Below are 16,394 nucleotides of genomic sequence, written 5' to 3' on the forward strand. Positions count from 1 at the left end.
ATGGTAAGGGAAGCAGGGGCAACGCGGGCCACATCAGAGACCCAGGTGCGAGTCCACCTCCGGCTCGACGGGGTCGGGGAACACCGGATCCGCACGCACGTGCCCTTCCTGGATCACCTCCTCGCCCAGTGGGCGCGGCATGGCCGGTTCGACCTGACGGTGGAGGCCACCGGGGACCTGGAAGTGGACGCGCACCACACGGTGGAGGATGTAGGGATCGTGCTCGGGGAAACCTTCCGGCAGGCCCTGGGGGACGGGGCGGGAATCGCGCGGTTCAGCAGCCTCCACGCGGCCATGGACGACGCCCTGGTGCTGTGTGCGGTGGACGTGAGCGGGCGCGGCTACCTGCACTACGACGTCCCTTTCCCGGCCTCTCACGTGGGAAGCTTTCCGACCGAGCTGGTGGAGGAGTTCTGGCGGGCGTTCGTTTCCCATGCCCGGATCACCTTGCATCTCGTGCTCTTGCACGGCCGCAATGCCCACCACATCGCGGAGGCCCTGTTCAAGGGGTGCGGGGTGGTGTTGGGACAGGCGGTGCGGGTGGTGGGAGGCGACATCCCCTCCACCAAGGGGGTCCTGTAATGCGAGCCGCGGTGGTGGACTACGGCGCGGGCAATTTGCGGAGCGTGGAGCGCGCCTTCCAGTGCGTGGGCTTCCAGACACGTCGGGTGGACCGCCCGGAGGCACTGCGGGACGAGGACGTGATCGTCCTGCCGGGCGTGGGGGCCTTCGGCCCCGCAGCGGACCGTTTGCGGAAGACGGGGTTCATGGATGCGCTGCGCGCGGAGGTGAAAAGAGGCCGGTGGCTGGTGGGCCTTTGCCTGGGGATGCAGCTCCTGTTCGAGGAGAGCGAGGAGGAGGGCAGGCACGAGGGATTGAAGCTCTTGCGGGGCCGCGTGGTGCGGCTCCCGGAGGGGCGGAAGATCCCGCACATGGGGTGGAACACCCTGGAGTTCGAGCGTCCCTCCCCCTTCACGGCCGCGATCCGGCCCGGATCCCATGTGTACTTCGTGCACTCCTATTACGTCCTCGCGGAGCCCTCCCAGGTGGTGGCCTGGACCGAATACGGAGTTCGGATCCCGGCCATCGTGGCCCTCGACCGGGTGGTGGGGTTTCAGTTCCACCCGGAGAAGAGCAGCCGGGTGGGGCTCGCCCTGCTCCGGAGCCTGCGGGACCTGGTTGGCACATGGTGATCCTGCCTGCCGTGGATCTTCTGGAGGGCCGCGTGGTGCGGCTGCGACAGGGGGACTACCGACAGGCCACGGTGTATGGGGAGGATCCCGTGGACGTCGCCCGGCGGTGGCGGGCGGAGGGGGCAGAGTGGCTGCACGTGGTGGATCTGGACGGGGCCCGAGGGGGGAGGCCCCGGCACCTCGCCGTGGTGGCCCGCATCGCCGCGGAGGGCGTGCGGGTGCAGTTCGGGGGAGGGCTGCGGCGCGAGGAGGACCTCGTGCGGGCCTTTGAAGCGGGCGTGGCCCGGGCGGTGCTGGGCACCGCGGCCCTGCGGGACCTCCGTTGGTTGGAGCAGATGACCGCCCGGTTCGGGGACCGGATCGCGGTGGCCCTGGACGTGCGGGGGGATCGGGTAATGGTGGAGGGATGGCAAGAAGAAGCGCGGTTGCCCTTCCGGGAGGCCGCCGTGCGGTGCCTGGAGGCGGGGGCGCGGCGGCTCGTGGTCACGGACGTGGGGACGGACGGGATGCTCGCGGGGCCCAACCTGGAACTCTTCCGCGAGGCGATGGCCTTGGGAGTCCCCGTCCTGGCCTCGGGCGGCATTCGGAACCTGGAGGACCTCCGGGCCTTGCGGAGGCTCGGCGTGGAGGGGGCGATCGTGGGTCGGGCCATCTATGAAGGCACCCTTTCGGTCTCCGAGGCGTTGCAGGCGGCCCGGGAGTAGAACGGGATGCTGGCCAAGCGCGTGATCCCCTGTCTGGATGTGGATGCGGGCCGCGTGGTGAAGGGCGTGCGGTTCGTGGATCTCCAGGACGCGGGGGATCCCGTGGAGCTCGCGGCCCTCTACGACCGGGAGGGGGCGGATGAGCTCGTGTTCCTGGACATCACCGCCTCCGCGGAGGGACGTCCGATCCTGGAGGAGGTGGTGCGCAGGACCGCGGGGGAGGTGTTCATCCCCCTCACCGTCGGCGGCGGCATCCGTTCCGTGGAGGACGTGCGCCGCATGCTGCGGGCAGGGGCGGACAAGGTGGCGATGAACACCGCGGCCGTGCAGCAACCGGCGCTCGTGCGGGAGGCCGCCCGCATCTTCGGATCGCAGTGCGTGGTGGTGGCCATCGACGCCCGGCGCCGGGCGCCCGGGCGATGGGAGGTCTATACCCACGGGGGCCGTGTGCCCACGGGCCTGGACGTGGTCGCCTGGGCCCGGGAGGTGGAGCGGTTGGGCGCGGGAGAGATCCTGCTGACCAGCATGGACCGGGACGGCACCACGGAAGGGTTCGATCTCGAGCTGACCCGGTCCGTGAGCGAGGCGGTGGGGATTCCCGTGATCGCCTCGGGCGGGGCGGGAAATCCCGCGCACTTCGTGGAGGTGCTCACGGAGGGAAAGGCCGATGCGGCCCTCGCGGCTTCCATCTTTCACTTCGGGCGGGTGCGGATCCGCGAGGTGAAGGAGGCACTTTCGGCCGCGGGGATTCCGGTTCGCGTGGATTGAGGGCGGTGGAGCCGCAGGCACTCGCCTACGACGATCGGGGCCTCGTCCCCGTGGTGGTCCAGGACCGTCGGACCGGGGAAGTGCTCATGCTGGCCTACGCGAATGCGGAAGCCGTGGAGCGCACCCGGACCACGGGCTTCGCCCACTTCTGGTCCCGTGCCCGGAATGCCCTGTGGATGAAGGGGGAGACCTCGGGGAACCGGCTCCGGGTGGTGCGGATCCTCGTGGACTGCGACGCGGATGCCCTCCTGTACGTGGTGGAGCCGGAGGGTCCCGCGTGTCACCTGGGGGAACCCACCTGCTTCCACCGGACCCTGGAGGGAGAGCGGGACCGCTCCTCTTTCGGGATCCTCTCGGACCTCGCCGCCCTCATCGCCCACCGGGCCGCGCACCCGGTGGAGGGCTCATACACCTCCGACCTCCTCCAGGACCACCCCGCGCGGTTGCGGGAGAAGATCTACGAGGAGGCCGCGGAGGTGGCCCGGGCCGCCCGGGAGGAGGGCCGGGAGCGTCTCACGGAGGAGGCCGCAGACCTTCTCTACCACCTGCTGGTCCTCCTCCAGCGGAGCGGCGCCACGTGGGAGGAGGTGCTGGACCAGCTGGGCCGCCGGCGGAGAGCCCGTTCGGGCCCGTAGCGCCTGGGGAGGCATGCGGTACGCCATCCTCTCGGACATCCACGCGAACCTGGACGCCCTGGAGACGGTTTTGCAGGATCTCCAGGGGCAGGGGGTGGACCGGGTGATGTGCTTGGGGGACTTCGTGGGCTACGGGCCCGAACCCAACGAGTGCGTGGAGCGTCTCCGGCCCGTGTTGCACCTGGCGCTGGTGGGCAACCACGACCTCGCGGCCCTCGGACGTCTGAACCCCGAGCGGTTCAACCTCTTCGCCCGCATGGCCATCGAGTGGACCCGCCAGCGGCTCTCGCCGTCTGTCCGCGCCTACCTGGCCTCCCTCCTGCCCCGGGCGGAGGAAGAGGGCATCCTGTTCGTCCACGGGAGTCCCCGGGACCCCGTGGAGGAGTACATCCTGGATCCCCTCACCGCGGACGAGAACTTCCGGTCCGAGCCCTTTTCCATTTGCTTTTTCGGGCACTCCCACCTGCCCGTGTGGTTCCTCCACAACGGCGTTCACACCTCCGTGCGGCCGCTCCCCTCGAACGCCCCCGTGCGTCTGGAGGAGGGCACGCGGCACCTGGTGAACGTGGGGAGCGTGGGGCAACCCAGGGACGGAGACCCCAGAGCCGCCTACCTCATCTACGACGCGGAGGCCCGGACGGTGGAGCTCCGGCGACTTGTGTATCCCATCGAGGCGGTGCAGCGGAAGATGCGGGCCGCGGAGCTCCCCCGGCCCCTGTGGGCACGTCTGGCGGAGGGACGCTAGGATGCGGATCTATACCCGCACGGGGGATGGAGGGCAGACGGCCCTGTGGGGAGGCGAGCGCGTGTGGAAGGACCATCCCCGGGTGGAGGCGTACGGGACCGTGGATGAGCTGTGCAGCGTCCTCGGCGTGGTGCGCAGGTTGCTGCCCGGGGAGGATCTCCCGCGGTGGTTCGGGCGGATCCAGGAGACCCTCTTCTGCATCGGTGCGGAACTGGCGGCGCCCCGTCCGGAGAAAGGGCGGATCCCCCGCCTGACCGGGGAATCCGTGGAGGAGCTGGAGCACTGGATTGATCGGCTGAGCGCGGACCTCCCTTCTCTCCGGTCCTTCCTCCTCCCCGGCGGGACGGAGGCAGGCGCGTGGCTGCACCTGGCCCGGGCGGTGGCCCGGCGGGCGGAGCGGCGGCTGGTGACCCTGGCCCGTCAAGAGCCCTTGAACCCGGAGGTCCTCCGCTACCTGAACCGGCTGAGCGATTTCCTGTTCGTGGCCGCCCGGTGGGTGAACTTCCGGGCAGGCGTCCCGGAATCCCCCTGGCCCCCCGAGCCCCGGCCCTGACCCGGGATTGTCTCTCCGGCGGAAGTAGAGGACAATTTACATAGGCGTAGCAAGGAATCTACATCCGCCATGGGCCGGGAGATCCTGCTCTCGCCGCCTCGTACGGAGCCGCACCTCCGGGTGGAGGCGTCCTCCGTGTACGATTTCCTGGCCGCCCTCTTCGTGGTTCACCACCACGGGCGGTCCCTGGAGTTCGACGTTCCGGAGGAGTGGATCCGGCGGGCCCGCCGCGCCCTTGGCCCTCGCCTGCGCCGGGACCTGGCACGGTTTGCGGGCCCGCGGGCCTTCTTCCTCTCCCTGGTGACCCTTTTGGACCGGCAGGTGGCGGAGGCCAGCGTGCCGGCCTTCGTGGATCAGGTGGCCCGGCTGCCCGCGGAGGAGCTCGTGCTCCTGCTCCTCACGAGCCCCCCCGCGGCTCGGCCCGCGAGGCCGCACCTGTGTGAGGTGCTGAGGACCCGGCCCGGCCCGGCCCGTGCCGCCCTGCGGCGGTTCGGGCAGGCCTATCCCAGGGAACTGGGACGGCGGGAGGCGGTGGCCCTGGCGAGCCGGGATCCCCGGGAAGTGCAGGAAGGGATGGTGCGGCTCCTGCGGCGCTTCTACCAGGCCGTCTACGCCCCGGAGGAAGACCGGATCCTTCCCCTGTTGCAGCAGGACGCGGCGCGCAAGCGGGAGCGCGCCCGGCGCCTTCCCCTCCAGAGTTTCGTGGAGGAGGCCACGGGAGGGCTCGTTCTGGATCCCGCGGCGGCCTCCGAGGTGATCGTGGCTCCCTCCTATTTCGTGCGGCCCTACAACCTCGTGGTGGATCACGGGGGGATCCGCACGTACATCACTCCCCTCGGGGCGGAGGCGACCCCGGACGCCCTGGAGACGGTCCGGCGAGTGGCGAGGGCCCTCGCGGATGAATCCCGCCTTCGGATCCTGCGCCTGCTGGCGGAGCGGGCCATGTACACCCAGCAGATCGCCGAGGCCCTGGGGACCAGCCATGTCACCGTACTCCACCACCTAGCCGTCCTGCGGGCCGCACGGCTCATCCGGGTGGTGGAGCGCCAGCAGACCCGCTGGTACACCCTCCACCCGGAGGCCCTGGAATCCGCCCTCATCCACCTGCGGGCGTTCCTCCGGTCCCCTTCCGGGCAAGCCGGAGTTCCCTCCTGAGGGCCATGTTCCGGGCGTTTCGCCATCGCGCGTATCGCACGTACTGGTTGGGGATGGCCGTTTCCCAGGTGGGAACGTGGATGCAGGCCACGGCCCAGGCCTTCTTCGTGTACGAGCGGACGGGGTCGGCCCTGCAGACCGGGGTGGTGACCTTCGCCTTCACGCTCCCCTCCCTGCTCTTCTCCCTGTTCGGGGGAGCGGTGGCGGACCGGTACGACCGGCGGCGCCTGCTGCTCCTCACCCAGACGGGATTCCTCCTCTCCGCGGGCCTGCTGGCGGGTCTGACCTTCGGAGGGTGGGTGGAGGTCTGGCACCTCATGGTCTTCGCGTTCGTAAACGGTTTCCTCATGGCCATGGATGCGCCCGTCCGGCAGGCCATCCTCCCCGCCCTGGTCAGCCGCGAGGACCTGCAGAACGCCATCGGGCTCAACGCGGCCATGTTCAACGGATCCCGGATCTTCGGTCCCACATTGGCGGGCTTCGTCTACCAGGCGGGCGGGCCCGGATGGTGCTTCCTCCTCAACGCCCTCTCCTACCTGGCGGTGATCCTCCCCATGGCCCGGATCCGGGTGGATTCCCAGGTGGACCGCGGATCCCCTTTGCTGGATCACCTCCTGGGCGGGCTCCGATATGTCCATGGGCAGCGGGTGGTGCGGTCCCTGCTCCTGCTCCTGGCGGCGGTGGGGATGTTCGGTTTTACGTGGTCGGTGCTCAGCCCGGCCTTTACCGTCCGGGTCCTGCACGGGGGCGCCCTGGAAAACGGTTACCTCCTCACCGCGGTGGGGATGGGCAGCACGTTCGGAGCCCTCCGGGTGGCAGGAGGAGGAGCGTCCCATCGGCCTGGGCGGTTCGTGCTCACGAGCGCGGCGGCCACCGGGATGGCGCTCTTGGCCTTCTCGATGACCCGCCATCTCCTGCCCGCTCTGGCCTGCCTGAGCCTCACGGGGTTCTTCCTGACCTCCTTCATGTCCGCCACGAACTCCACCATCCAGTCCCTGGTGGAGGATCGGTACCGGGGCCGGGTGATGAGCCTCTACACCTTGGCCCTCATCGGCAGCGGCCCGCCGGGAAGCCTGGTGGCGGGGTCCCTGGCGGACCTGGTGGGCGTTCCCGCGAGCCTCGCCCTGAACGGCGCCCTGGTGGCGCTCAGCGCCGGGGTATGCGCGGCACTGGTCCCGGACCTTGTCCGCCTGGACGGACACGCCCTGCGGCGTCCGGCGGCCTTTCGTCCCCCTGGGGATGCGGCTCCGCAGGCTAGGTCCGGCTCAGGATGATGGCCTGTTTGAGTTCCTGGATGGCCTTGGTGATCTCAATCCCCTGCGGGCATGCCTCCGTGCAGTTGAACACCGTGCGGCACTTGAAAACCCCGCTGCGGTCCGCGAGGATCTGCAGTCGCTGCTGCGCGGCCTGGTCGCGGCTGTCGAAGATGAACCGGTGTGCGGCCACCAGGGCCGCGGGGCCGAGGAACTCCCCGGTGCCCCAGAAAATGGGGCAGGCGGTGGTACATACCGCGCACAGGATGCACTTGGTGGTGTCCTCGTACCGGGCGCGCTCCTCCGGGGTCTGCCGGCGTTCCTGGGGCGGCGGTGGTTCGTCGGTGATGAGCCACGGCATAACCTGGCGGTACTTCTCGAAGAAGGGCTCCATGTCCACCACGAGATCCTTGATGACCCGAAGCCCCCGGAGGGGCTCCACGGTGATCCGGGGTCCCAGGTCCTTGATGAGGACCTTGCAAGCGAGCCGGTTGCGGCCGTTGATGAGCATGGCGTCGGATCCGCAGATCCCGTGGGCACAGGAGCGACGCAGGGCCAGGGAACCGTCGAGGTTCGCCTTGATGTAGTGGAGGGCGTCCAGCACCCGATCGAAGGGATCCACGGGGACCTCGTACTCCGCCCAGTAGGGCCGCCGGTCCACTTCCGGGTTGAACCGCTTGATGCGGATGGTCGCCTTCATGGGAACCTCCGGGTCAGTAGGTCCGTGCCTGCGGCTGGAACCGGGTGATCACCACGGGCTTATAGCGGAACTCGAAGGTGCCATCCGGCTTGCGGTAGAGCAGGGTGTGCTTGAGCCAGTTCTCGTCGTCCCGCTTGGGATAGTCCTCCCGCATGTGGGCCCCCCGGCTCTCGGTGCGGTGGAGGGCGGAGCGAACCGTGGCCTCCGCCACGTCCAACAGGCACCCCAGCTCCCACGCCTCCAGCAGATCCTGGTTGAAGATCCGGCCCCGGTCGTCCAGACGGATTCGGCGGTACCGCTCCCGCAGATCCCCGAGGATCTCCAGCATCTTCCGAAGGCCCGCCTCGTCGCGGAAGATGCCGCAGTACTCCATCATGTTCTCCGCCAGCTCCTGCCGGAGGACGGCCACCTTCTCCTTCCCCTCGCTGCGGAGCAGCCGCTCCATCTGTTCCCGGGCGTCGCTGTCGGGGTTATGGCGCAGCGGGACCCGCTCCGCCTCCCGGAGGTAGCGGACCATGTCCCGCCCCGCCCGACGGCCGAACACCAGGATGTCCACCAGGGAGTTGGTGCCCAGGCGATTGGCCCCATGCACGGACACGCAGGCGCACTCTCCGGCCGCATACAGCCCGGGGAGAACCGTATTCTTCTCGTCCAGGACCACCCGACCCCACACGTCCGTGGGGATGCCGCCCATGGCGTAGTGGGCGGTGGGCTGTACGGGGACGGGCTGCGTGGCAGGATCGATCCCCAGGTAGATCCGGGCGAAGCTGGTGATGTCCGGAAGCTTCTCCTCGAGGAGCTGGCGAGGCAGGTGGGTGAAGTCCAGGTGGAGGTAGTCCTTTCCGTCGATGCCCCGGCCCTCCCGGATCTCCGTGATCATGGCCCGGGCGATGATGTCCCGGGGGGCCAGGTCCAGGAGGGTGGGGGAGTAGCGCTCCATGAACCGTTCCCCGTACCGGTTGCGCAGCACCGCTCCCTCGCCGCGCGCGGCCTCCGACATGAGGATGCCCAAGCGGTAGATCCCCGTGGGATGGAACTGGTAGAACTCCATGTCCTCCAGCGGGATCCCCCGGCGCCAGCAGATGGCGGCCCCGTCACCCGTGAGGGTGTGGGCGTTGCTGGTGACCTTGTAGATCCGGCCCCATCCGCCCGTGGCGAACATGACTGCCCGGGCGTGGAAGGTGTGCAGCTCCCCGGTCAGGATCTCCCAGGCCACCACCCCGCAGGCGGCCCCGTCCTCCACGAGGAGATCCAGCACCTGGAACTCGTTAAAGAAACGCACGTTCTGCCGCAGGCACTGCTGGTACAGGGTCTGCAGGATCATGTGGCCGGTCCGATCCGCCGCGTGGCAGGCCCGACGCACGGGGCCCTGTCCAAAGTGGTGGGTATGGCCCCCGAACCGGCGCTGGGCGATGCGGCCGTCCGGGGTGCGATCGAAAGGCAGCCCCAGGTGCTCCAGGTCGTAGACGGTCTCGATGGCCTCCCGGGCCAGGATCTCCGCCGCGTCCTGGTCCACGAGATAATCCCCGCCCTTCACGGTATCGAACATGTGCCATTCCCAGTGGTCCTCCTCCATGTTCCCCAGCGCGGCCCCGATCCCGCCTTGGGCGGCCCCCGTATGGGAACGGGTGGGGTACAGCTTCGAGATCACCGCCACCCGCAGGTCCGCTTGGCGACTCAGCTCCATGGCCGCATAGAGCCCGGCTCCGCCCGCCCCCACGATCACCGCGTCAAACTCGTGCACCGCCATCGCGTCTCCCCCCTTTTTACCGCCCTATGAGGGTTCCGGGCTGGAAGCTGAAGAGCACGAGAGACCCCAGGATGGTGAATACCAGACCCACGGACCAGAGGACGACGTTCCACACAAGCCGCCAGCCGGCGGACCGTGTGTAATCGTAAACGATCCCTCGAACCCCCACGAGCCCGTGGGTGAGGGCCAGGAGGAGGATAAGGAGGTCATACACCCGCCAGAAGGGGGTGCTGAACCGCTGGGCCACGAAGGCGAAGTCGATCCGGTCCGTACTGTTGAGCACGTGCATGATGTAGAGATGGCCCAACACGAGGCCCAGGAGGAGCACCGCGGAGATCCGCAGATAGAGCCACCCCAGCCACGCCCAGCCGTTCGCACGCGCGCCCGTCATGGTCCCCTCCTACGGGAAGATCGGCCGGAGCATGAGCACCGCCACGGGCAGCATCACCACCGCGTACAGGGCCGCCCCCACCCAGAACATGCGGCGGTAGGACCGGGTGGCTCGGGGAAAGAGGTCCAGGATCATCACCAGGATTCCGTTGCCCGCGTGGTACACCACCGCGGCCACCAGGAGGAACTCCAGGGGCTTGAACCAAGGCTGCTTGTAAAGGGCGAGGGCGTGATTGTAGGCCTCCGGACCGTACAGGAGCATGGAGGTCTCGATGATGTGAAGCAGCAGGAACGCGAGCACCGCCACGCCCGTGATCCGGTGCAGGGCCCAAGCCAGCATCCCGGGTCCGCCTCGATACATTCCCCCACCTCCTAGGTCCCTTGCTCGATCTCCCGGCGCATGTCGTCCATGTGGCACTCCATGGCCTCCCACGCGGCCTGCTCGTCGCGCCGCTGGAGAGCCTCCAGGATGGTCTCGTGGAACCGTTGAGCCTTTTGGGGACTCGTGGGCGCCCGACCCGCGGCCTCCCGGCTCAGCAGCCACATCTCCGTGAGGGTGCGCACCAGGGAGGCGAGCACGGGATTGCGGGTGGCTTCCGCCAGCTGCTCGTGGAACCGGAGGTCCCCTTCCAGGTCTCGGCGGCCACCAGCCAGTTCCGCGGCCCGACGCTCCACCAGCTCCTGCAGCTGCTCCACGTCCTCCGCGGTCGCCCTCCGGACCGCCAGAACCACCACCTCCCGCTCCACGATCCGCCTGGCCTCCAAGAGGTCCAAGAGGAACGTGCGCTCGGAGAGGCGGCTCCAGACCGCGGGATCCACGGGAGTGGGGGGCTCCCGGACGAAGGTGCCGTCTCCGGGTCGGACCTCCACCAGCCCCAGGGCGGCCAGCACCCGCAGGGCCTCCCGCACGGAGGCCCGGCTCACGTTCAACAGCTCCGCCAACTCCCGCTCGCTGGGGAGCCGGTCCCCCGGCTGGAGGTGCCGTTCGGCCACCAGCTCCTGGATCTGGTGCACGATCGCCTCGTAGAGACGCCGGGGGCGGATGGGCTGGAAGAGGGATGCGCGGTTCATGGTCTGGTGGCCTAGTGGTCTGACCAACCCTTATGGTATTCTCAAGGCGGGCCTCCGTCAACGGCCCCTCACGGCATCTAGAATCACAGAGGTTAGGGGATGCTGCAGCTGGAACGGTTCTCCCTGCCAAAGGAAGGCCAGCGCATCCAGGTTCAGGATGGACGTCTCGTGGTCCCCGATGTTCCCATCATCCCCTTCATCGAGGGGGATGGGATCGGCCCCGATATCTGGCGGGCCACCCGGCGCGTGGTGGACGCGGCGGTGGAGAAGGCGTACGAGGGACGCCGCCGGATCGTCTGGTATGAGGTGTATGCGGGAGAGAAGGCCTACCGGGAGTTCGGGGACTGGCTTCCCGCGGATACCCTCCGGGCCTTCGAGTACTACTACGTGGGGATCAAGGGTCCCCTCACCACCCCCGTGGGCGGTGGGTACCGGTCCCTCAACGTCGCCCTCCGGCAGTTGCTGGATCTGTACGCCTGCGTGCGCCCCGTGCGGTGGTTCGAGGGCGTTCCCGCCCCCATCCGGCACCCTGAACGGGTGAACATGGTGGTGTTCCGGGAGAACACCGAGGACCTGTACACCGGGATCGAGTGGCCCGCGGGTTCCCCGGAGGCGAACCGGATCATCGAGTGGCTGCGGAGGGAGTTCGGCGCGGAGATCCGGCCGGGCTCGGCCATCGGCGTCAAACCCATGAGCCCGTTTGGCAGCAAGCGCCTGGTGCGGAAGGCCATCCGGTACGCTCTGGATCGCAAGCGCCGGAACGTCACCCTCGTCCATAAGGGAAACATCATGAAGTACACGGAGGGCGGGTTCCGGGAGTGGGGCTACCAGGTGGCCAAGGAGGAGTTCGGGGATCAAACGGTCACCTGGGAGGAGGTGCAGACCCGCTACGGCGGGAAGGTTCCCGAGGGCAAGCTCCTGATCCAGGACTTCATGGCGGACATCACCTTTCAACACATCGTCATCCGGCCTCAGGACATCGATGTCATCGCCACGGGGAACCTGAACGGGGATTACCTCTCGGACGCCATCGCAGCCCTGGTGGGGGGGATCGGGATGGCGCCCGGGGCCAACATCGGGGACTTCCATGCGGTGTTCGAGGCAACCCATGGCACCGCTCCCAAGTACGCGGGACAGGACAAGGTGAACCCCACCTCCCTCCTGCTCTCCGCGGTCATGATGCTGGAGTACATAGGCTGGCAGGAAGCCGCGGACCTCATCATCCGGGGACTGGAAGCGACTTTCCGGAAGAAGGTGGTGACCTATGACCTCGCACGTCTCATGGAGGGGGCCCGGGAGGTCCGCACCAGCGAGTTCGCCACGGAAGTGATCAACAACCTCTAGGAGGCGGATCATGGCGCGGGGGCGGCCCAAGATCTCCATCGTGGGGGCCGGGGCGGTGGGCACGGCTGCGGCCCAATGGATGGCCGGCCGGGAGCTGGGGGACATCGTCCTCGTGGACATCATCGAGGGATTGCCACAAGGCAGGGCCCTGGACCTCCAGCACGCGGGTCCCATCGCGGGGTTTGACGTGCGGGTCACGGGCTCCAACGACTACGCGGCCACCGCGGGTTCGGACGTGGTGGTGGTCACCGCGGGGGTTCCCCGCAAACCCGGGATGACCCGGGAGCAGCTGGTGGACACGAACGCGGGGATCGTGCGCGGGATCATGCAGGAGGTGGTTCCCCGCTCGCCAGAGGCGGTGTACGTGATCGTCACGAATCCCCTGGATGCCATGACGTACATCGCCTACCGCACCTCCGGGCTTCCCCGGGAACGGGTCATCGGACAGAGCGGGGCCCTGGACACCACCCGGTTTCGGGCCTTCCTCGCGGCGGAGTTGGGCGTGTCCGTACAGGACGTCCAGGCCCTGGTGATCGGGGCCCACACGGATAAGGACATGGTGCCCGTGGCCTCCCTCGCGAACGTACGGGGGATCCCGGTCACGCGCCTTCTGCCTCGGGAACGGCTGGAGGCGGTGGTGGCCCGCACCCGACGGGCCGGGGCGGAGATCACGGAGCTCATGAAGCAGAGCGCCTTTGCGGCTCCCGGGGCCGCCATCTGCGAGATGGTGGAGGCCATCCTCCGGGATCGCAAGCGTCTCCTCCCGTGCTCCGTGTACCTGGAGGGGGAGTACGGGGAGCGGGACGTGTGCGTGGGCGTCCCGGTGATCCTCGGGGCCCGCGGGGTGGAGCGCATCGTGGAGCTCCCCCTTTCCGAGGAAGAGTGGGGGCTGTTTCGGGCGAGCTGCGCCGCGGTGCGAGAACTTCTGGGAGCCGTGCAGGTATGAAGCTCCACGAGTACCAGGCCAAGCAGCTGTTCCGAAGCTACGGCATCCCCGTTCAGCGGGATGCGGTGATCGAGCGCCCCGAGGAGATCCCGGGGTTGTCCCTGCGCTATCCCCTGGTGCTGAAGGCCCAGGTCCTGGTGGGTGGCCGTGGCAAGGCGGGAGGGATCCAGCTGGCCCGGACCCCGGAGGAGGCGATCGAACGGGCCCGGACCCTTCTCGGCATGGAGATCCGGGGGGAGCGGGTCCGCAGGATCCTGGTGGCGGAGGCCGTGGACATCGAGGAGGAGCACTACCTCGCCTTCACCGTGGATCGTTCCGCGCGGCGCCTCGCCTTCGTGGCCTCGAGCATGGGAGGGGTGGACATCGAGGAGATCGCCCGCACCCATCCTGATCGGATCCACAAGGTGGCCATCGATCCCCTGGAGGGGTTCCTGCCGTTCCACGCGCGGCAGGTGGCGCAGCGCATGGGCTTCCGCGGGGATTCTCTCGTCCAGTTCGCCCAGATCGCCCACGCCCTTTACCGCGTGTGCGTGGACCTGGACGCGGAGCTCGCGGAGATCAACCCCCTCGCGCGGGCGGAGGGGCGCCTGCTGGCGGTGGATGCCAAGGTGGTGGTGGACGACAACGCCCGCTTCCGGCACCCCGATCTCCCAGAGGACGAGGAGGCCACGGACCTGGAGCGTCTGGCTCGGCGATACGATCTCTCCTATGTGGAGCTGGATGGGGACATCGCCGTCATCGGGAACGGGGCCGGACTCGTGATGTCCACCCTGGACATGGTGGCTCACTTCGGCGGCCGGCCCGCGAACTTCCTGGACGTGGGCGGAGGGGCCAGCAGCGAGGCCATGCGGCACGCGGTGGACATCGTGCTCCGGAAGCCGGGGGTGCGGGTCCTGTTCATCAACATCTTCGGGGGCATCACCCGGTGCGACGACATCGCCCGCGGGATCGTGGCCGCCCGCCCCACGGTTCCCACCACCATCCGGCTCGTGGGCACCAATGAAGGGGAGGGTCGCCGGATCCTGGAAGAGGCGGGGATGGCGGCCTTTACGGACCCCGAGGAGGCGGCCCGCCACGCGGTGGCTTCGGTGGGGAGGCCGTAGATGAGCATTCTTGTGGACGAGACCACCCGGGTCCTGGTGCAGGGGATCACGGGGTACCAGGGCGCCTTCCACACGGCCCGCATGCTGGAGTTCGGGACCCGGGTGGTGGCGGGCGTCACGCCCGGAAAAGGGGGGGAGCGGGTGCACGGGGTCCCCGTCTTCGACACCGTGGAGGAGGCGGTCCGGGCCACGGGGGCGACCGCCAGCTGCGTGTTCGTGCCTGCCCGGTTCGCTTGCGATGCCGTGCTGGAAGCGGTGGAGGCCGGCCTGGATCCCATCGTGGTGATCACGGAGCACATCCCGGTGCACGACACCATCCGGATGGTGGAGGCGGCTCGGCGCCGGGGGATCCGCATCATCGGTCCCAACGGCCCCGGGGTCACCTCCGCGGGCAAATGCAAGATCGGGATCATGCCGAACAACCTCTTCCGGCCGGGACCCGTGGGCCTCGCCTCCCGCTCGGGAACCCTCACCTACGAGATCGTGGCCTCCCTCACCCGGGCGGGGATCGGACAGTCCACCGCGGTGGGCATGGGTGGGGATCCGGTGATCGGCACGAGCTTCGTGGAACTCCTGGGAGCCTTCGAACAGGATCCTCAGACGGAGGTGGTGGTGCTCGTGGGTGAGATCGGGGGGACCGCGGAGGAGGAGGCTGCGGCCTACATCCGGGATCGCGTGCGCAAGCCCGTGGTGGCGTACGTGGCAGGCCGGACCGCTCCTCCCGGCAAGCGCATGGGGCATGCGGGGGCCGTGATCTCCGGCAGCGAGGGAACCGCCCAGGCGAAGATCGAGGCTCTGCAGGCCGCGGGGGTGGCGGTGGCGGAGCTGCCCACCCAGGTCGCTTCCCTGGTGGCCCGGGTCCTGAACGGACGGCCCGTGGAGTGAGGTGGGGTTTCTCATCCGGGTTCTGGTGAACGTCGTGGGGCTGGGGCTTGCTCCCCGGATCTTCCCCGGGGCACTGGGGGTGGAGGACGGGCGGACCCTCGTGGGCGCGGCCCTCTTGCTGGCGGTGGTCAACGTTACCCTCCGTCCCGTGCTGCTTCTCATCGCCCTCCCCCTGAATCTCCTCACCCTGGGGCTCGCCACGCTCGGGGTGAACACCCTCCTGCTGTACCTCGTGGTCTGGTCCCTCGGGATCCCGCACGGTGGGATCGTGGCCCTCTTTGCGGTTTCCCTCTTCCTCTCCGTCCTGGGTGTGCTTTTGGCCGCGGTGATGGGGCCCTAGACCCATGCAGTTCGTGATCATCACGGGGCTTTCCGGAGCGGGCAAGTCCACCGCGGTGCACGTCTTCGAGGACATGGGGTACTTCTGCGTGGACAACCTGCCGCCTGTCCTGGTGCCCCGGTTTGCGGAGCTGGTGAGTCGGTCCCACGGGCGGGTGGACCGGGTGGCGGTGGTGATGGACATCCGCAGCGGAGAGTTCTTCGATGAGATCGAGGACGCCCTCCGAGCCCTGGACGAGCGTCGACTCCCCTATCGCGTCCTCTTCCTGGACGCTTCGGACGAGGTCCTGGTCCGCCGGTTCAAGGAGACCCGTCGCAAGCATCCCCTCGCCCCGAGCGGGTCCGTGCTGGAGGGAATTCAAGCGGAGCGGAGGCGCCTGGAGACCCTACGGGAGCGGGCCCACAAGATCGTGGACACCAGCACCCTTACCCCTCAGGCCCTGCGGACGGAGCTCCAGGCAGAGTTCGGGCCGACTTCGGAGCGGGCCCTCACCATCACCGTGCTCTCCTTCGGGTATAAGCACGGACTGCCCATGGACGCGGACCTGGTCTTCGACGTGCGCTTTCTCCCCAATCCCCACTACGTGCCCGAGCTACGTCCTCACCCGGGAACCCATCCGGAGGTGCGGGCCTACGTGCTCGCCTCCCCGGAGGCCCAGACCTTCCGGGGGCAGATGCTGGAGATGGTCTCCTTCCTGCTCCCGCACTTCATCCGGGAGGGGAAGTCGCACCTGGTGATCGCCATCGGGTGCACGGGGGGACGGCACCGGTCCGTGGTCTTCGCGGAGGAGCTGGGAAGCCACCTCCGGGAATTGGGCTATGCGGTTCGGATCCGGCACCGGGACCTGGATCGGGAGTGA

The 16,394-nt window shown here is 68.8% G+C and carries 20 protein-coding genes; 15 read left to right on the forward strand and 5 right to left on the reverse strand.

Translation table 11 applies throughout. The features are described 5' to 3' along the window. The 9 genes from hisB to QN206_08925 all read left to right on the forward strand — a co-directional run bounded on the left by hisB (window position 1) and on the right by QN206_08925 (window position 7,027). Window positions 1-582 carry an imidazoleglycerol-phosphate dehydratase HisB gene (gene hisB, locus QN206_08885; GenBank protein ID MDR7614919.1) on the forward strand — a complete coding sequence of 194 codons (582 nt, stop codon included), beginning with the start codon at window positions 1-3 and terminating at the stop codon, window positions 580-582. Then, window positions 582-1,193: an imidazole glycerol phosphate synthase subunit HisH gene (gene hisH, locus QN206_08890; GenBank protein MDR7614920.1), complete on the forward strand. Its 612-nt coding sequence runs from the start codon at window positions 582-584 to the stop codon at window positions 1,191-1,193. Before hisB ends, hisH begins: the two co-directional genes overlap by 1 nt. Further along, complete coding sequence (gene hisA, locus QN206_08895; protein ID MDR7614921.1) at window positions 1,187-1,897, forward strand: 1-(5-phosphoribosyl)-5-[(5-phosphoribosylamino)methylideneamino]imidazole-4-carboxamide isomerase; 711 nt, start codon at window positions 1,187-1,189, stop codon at window positions 1,895-1,897. Before hisH ends, hisA begins: the two co-directional genes overlap by 7 nt. Window positions 1,898-1,903: 6 nt before the next feature. After that, window positions 1,904-2,665 carry an imidazole glycerol phosphate synthase subunit HisF gene (hisF, locus tag QN206_08900; GenBank protein ID MDR7614922.1) on the forward strand — a complete coding sequence of 254 codons (762 nt, stop codon included), beginning with the start codon at window positions 1,904-1,906 and terminating at the stop codon, window positions 2,663-2,665. A gap of 5 nt (window positions 2,666-2,670) precedes the next feature. Continuing rightward, the gene (gene hisIE, locus QN206_08905; protein ID MDR7614923.1) at window positions 2,671-3,300 is read left to right on the forward strand and encodes a bifunctional phosphoribosyl-AMP cyclohydrolase/phosphoribosyl-ATP diphosphatase HisIE; all 630 of its coding nucleotides are present in this window, start codon (window positions 2,671-2,673) and stop codon (window positions 3,298-3,300) included. A 13-nt stretch (window positions 3,301-3,313) separates the two neighbouring features. After that, complete coding sequence (locus QN206_08910) at window positions 3,314-4,045, forward strand: metallophosphoesterase family protein (protein ID MDR7614924.1); 732 nt, start codon at window positions 3,314-3,316, stop codon at window positions 4,043-4,045. 1 nt (window position 4,046) lies between these two features. Next, entirely contained in the window at window positions 4,047-4,598 is a 552-nt protein-coding gene (locus QN206_08915) for a cob(I)yrinic acid a,c-diamide adenosyltransferase (protein MDR7614925.1), read from the forward strand. Between the two features lie 69 nt (window positions 4,599-4,667). Continuing rightward, the gene (locus tag QN206_08920) at window positions 4,668-5,753 is read left to right on the forward strand and encodes a metalloregulator ArsR/SmtB family transcription factor (GenBank protein ID MDR7614926.1); all 1,086 of its coding nucleotides are present in this window, start codon (window positions 4,668-4,670) and stop codon (window positions 5,751-5,753) included. 5 nt (window positions 5,754-5,758) lie between these two features. Further along, window positions 5,759-7,027 carry an MFS transporter gene (locus QN206_08925; GenBank protein MDR7614927.1) on the forward strand — a complete coding sequence of 423 codons (1,269 nt, stop codon included), beginning with the start codon at window positions 5,759-5,761 and terminating at the stop codon, window positions 7,025-7,027. On the opposite strand, the gene QN206_08930 is transcribed toward QN206_08925, so the two are convergent. Genes QN206_08930 through QN206_08950 form a run of 5 tightly spaced genes read right to left on the reverse strand, consistent with a single transcriptional unit; the run spans window position 7,008 to window position 10,917 of the window. Continuing rightward, a complete protein-coding gene (locus QN206_08930; GenBank protein ID MDR7614928.1) occupies window positions 7,008-7,706 on the reverse strand; it encodes a succinate dehydrogenase iron-sulfur subunit in 699 nt (232 codons plus the stop codon). The two genes, QN206_08925 and QN206_08930, sit on opposite strands and share 20 nt — an antisense overlap. 13 nt (window positions 7,707-7,719) lie before the next feature. After that, window positions 7,720-9,456 (reverse strand): succinate dehydrogenase flavoprotein subunit, encoded by a 1,737-nt coding sequence (gene sdhA, locus QN206_08935; GenBank protein ID MDR7614929.1) that lies wholly within the window; start codon window positions 9,454-9,456, stop codon window positions 7,720-7,722. Window positions 9,457-9,472: 16 nt separating this feature from the next. Then, complete coding sequence (sdhD, locus tag QN206_08940) at window positions 9,473-9,847, reverse strand: succinate dehydrogenase, hydrophobic membrane anchor protein (protein MDR7614930.1); 375 nt, start codon at window positions 9,845-9,847, stop codon at window positions 9,473-9,475. A 9-nt stretch (window positions 9,848-9,856) separates the two neighbouring features. Beyond that, complete coding sequence (sdhC, locus tag QN206_08945) at window positions 9,857-10,207, reverse strand: succinate dehydrogenase, cytochrome b556 subunit (GenBank protein ID MDR7614931.1); 351 nt, start codon at window positions 10,205-10,207, stop codon at window positions 9,857-9,859. 11 nt (window positions 10,208-10,218) lie between these two features. Next, a complete protein-coding gene (locus QN206_08950) occupies window positions 10,219-10,917 on the reverse strand; it encodes a FadR/GntR family transcriptional regulator (protein MDR7614932.1) in 699 nt (232 codons plus the stop codon). Window positions 10,918-11,016: 99 nt separating this feature from the next. On the opposite strand from QN206_08950, the gene icd reads away from it, so the two are divergent. Genes icd through rapZ form a run of 6 tightly spaced genes read left to right on the forward strand, consistent with a single transcriptional unit; the run spans window position 11,017 to window position 16,394 of the window. Continuing rightward, a complete protein-coding gene (gene icd, locus QN206_08955) occupies window positions 11,017-12,261 on the forward strand; it encodes an isocitrate dehydrogenase (NADP(+)) (GenBank protein ID MDR7614933.1) in 1,245 nt (414 codons plus the stop codon). A 10-nt stretch (window positions 12,262-12,271) separates the two neighbouring features. After that, complete coding sequence (mdh, locus tag QN206_08960) at window positions 12,272-13,207, forward strand: malate dehydrogenase (GenBank protein ID MDR7614934.1); 936 nt, start codon at window positions 12,272-12,274, stop codon at window positions 13,205-13,207. Beyond that, window positions 13,204-14,310 carry an ADP-forming succinate--CoA ligase subunit beta gene (gene sucC, locus QN206_08965; GenBank protein ID MDR7614935.1) on the forward strand — a complete coding sequence of 369 codons (1,107 nt, stop codon included), beginning with the start codon at window positions 13,204-13,206 and terminating at the stop codon, window positions 14,308-14,310. Before mdh ends, sucC begins: the two co-directional genes overlap by 4 nt. Beyond that, the gene (gene sucD / locus QN206_08970; GenBank protein MDR7614936.1) at window positions 14,311-15,195 is read left to right on the forward strand and encodes a succinate--CoA ligase subunit alpha; all 885 of its coding nucleotides are present in this window, start codon (window positions 14,311-14,313) and stop codon (window positions 15,193-15,195) included. It begins immediately after the preceding gene. Window position 15,196: 1 nt separating this feature from the next. Next, window positions 15,197-15,535: a phage holin family protein gene (locus tag QN206_08975; GenBank protein MDR7614937.1), complete on the forward strand. Its 339-nt coding sequence runs from the start codon at window positions 15,197-15,199 to the stop codon at window positions 15,533-15,535. 4 nt (window positions 15,536-15,539) lie between these two features. Next, on the forward strand, window positions 15,540-16,394 hold the full coding sequence (rapZ, locus tag QN206_08980) for an RNase adapter RapZ (GenBank protein MDR7614938.1): 855 nt from the start codon (window positions 15,540-15,542) through the stop codon (window positions 16,392-16,394).

The sequence above is a fragment of the Armatimonadota bacterium genome, assembly GCA_031460175.1.
GTDB classification, from domain to species: domain Bacteria; phylum Sysuimicrobiota; class Sysuimicrobiia; order Sysuimicrobiales; family Sysuimicrobiaceae; genus Sysuimicrobium; species Sysuimicrobium tengchongense.

Coding starts and splice junctions, on each gene's coding strand:
- QN206_08915 (MDR7614925.1), top strand. CDS start 4,047: ATGCGGATCTATACCCGCACGGGGGATGGAGGGCAGACGGCCCTGTGG.
- mdh (MDR7614934.1), top strand. CDS start 12,272: ATGGCGCGGGGGCGGCCCAAGATCTCCATCGTGGGGGCCGGGGCGGTG.
- sdhD (MDR7614930.1), bottom strand. CDS start 9,847: ATGACGGGCGCGCGTGCGAACGGCTGGGCGTGGCTGGGGTGGCTCTAT.
- QN206_08950 (MDR7614932.1), bottom strand. CDS start 10,917: ATGAACCGCGCATCCCTCTTCCAGCCCATCCGCCCCCGGCGTCTCTAC.
- hisF (MDR7614922.1), top strand. CDS start 1,904: ATGCTGGCCAAGCGCGTGATCCCCTGTCTGGATGTGGATGCGGGCCGC.
- QN206_08930 (MDR7614928.1), bottom strand. CDS start 7,706: ATGAAGGCGACCATCCGCATCAAGCGGTTCAACCCGGAAGTGGACCGG.
- QN206_08925 (MDR7614927.1), top strand. CDS start 5,759: ATGTTCCGGGCGTTTCGCCATCGCGCGTATCGCACGTACTGGTTGGGG.
- hisH (MDR7614920.1), top strand. CDS start 582: ATGCGAGCCGCGGTGGTGGACTACGGCGCGGGCAATTTGCGGAGCGTG.
- sdhA (MDR7614929.1), bottom strand. CDS start 9,456: ATGGCGGTGCACGAGTTTGACGCGGTGATCGTGGGGGCGGGCGGAGCC.
- QN206_08910 (MDR7614924.1), top strand. CDS start 3,314: ATGCGGTACGCCATCCTCTCGGACATCCACGCGAACCTGGACGCCCTG.
- sdhC (MDR7614931.1), bottom strand. CDS start 10,207: ATGTATCGAGGCGGACCCGGGATGCTGGCTTGGGCCCTGCACCGGATC.
- QN206_08920 (MDR7614926.1), top strand. CDS start 4,668: ATGGGCCGGGAGATCCTGCTCTCGCCGCCTCGTACGGAGCCGCACCTC.
- sucD (MDR7614936.1), top strand. CDS start 14,311: ATGAGCATTCTTGTGGACGAGACCACCCGGGTCCTGGTGCAGGGGATC.
- hisB (MDR7614919.1), top strand. CDS start 1: ATGGTAAGGGAAGCAGGGGCAACGCGGGCCACATCAGAGACCCAGGTG.
- hisA (MDR7614921.1), top strand. CDS start 1,187: ATGGTGATCCTGCCTGCCGTGGATCTTCTGGAGGGCCGCGTGGTGCGG.
- rapZ (MDR7614938.1), top strand. CDS start 15,540: ATGCAGTTCGTGATCATCACGGGGCTTTCCGGAGCGGGCAAGTCCACC.
- icd (MDR7614933.1), top strand. CDS start 11,017: ATGCTGCAGCTGGAACGGTTCTCCCTGCCAAAGGAAGGCCAGCGCATC.
- sucC (MDR7614935.1), top strand. CDS start 13,204: ATGAAGCTCCACGAGTACCAGGCCAAGCAGCTGTTCCGAAGCTACGGC.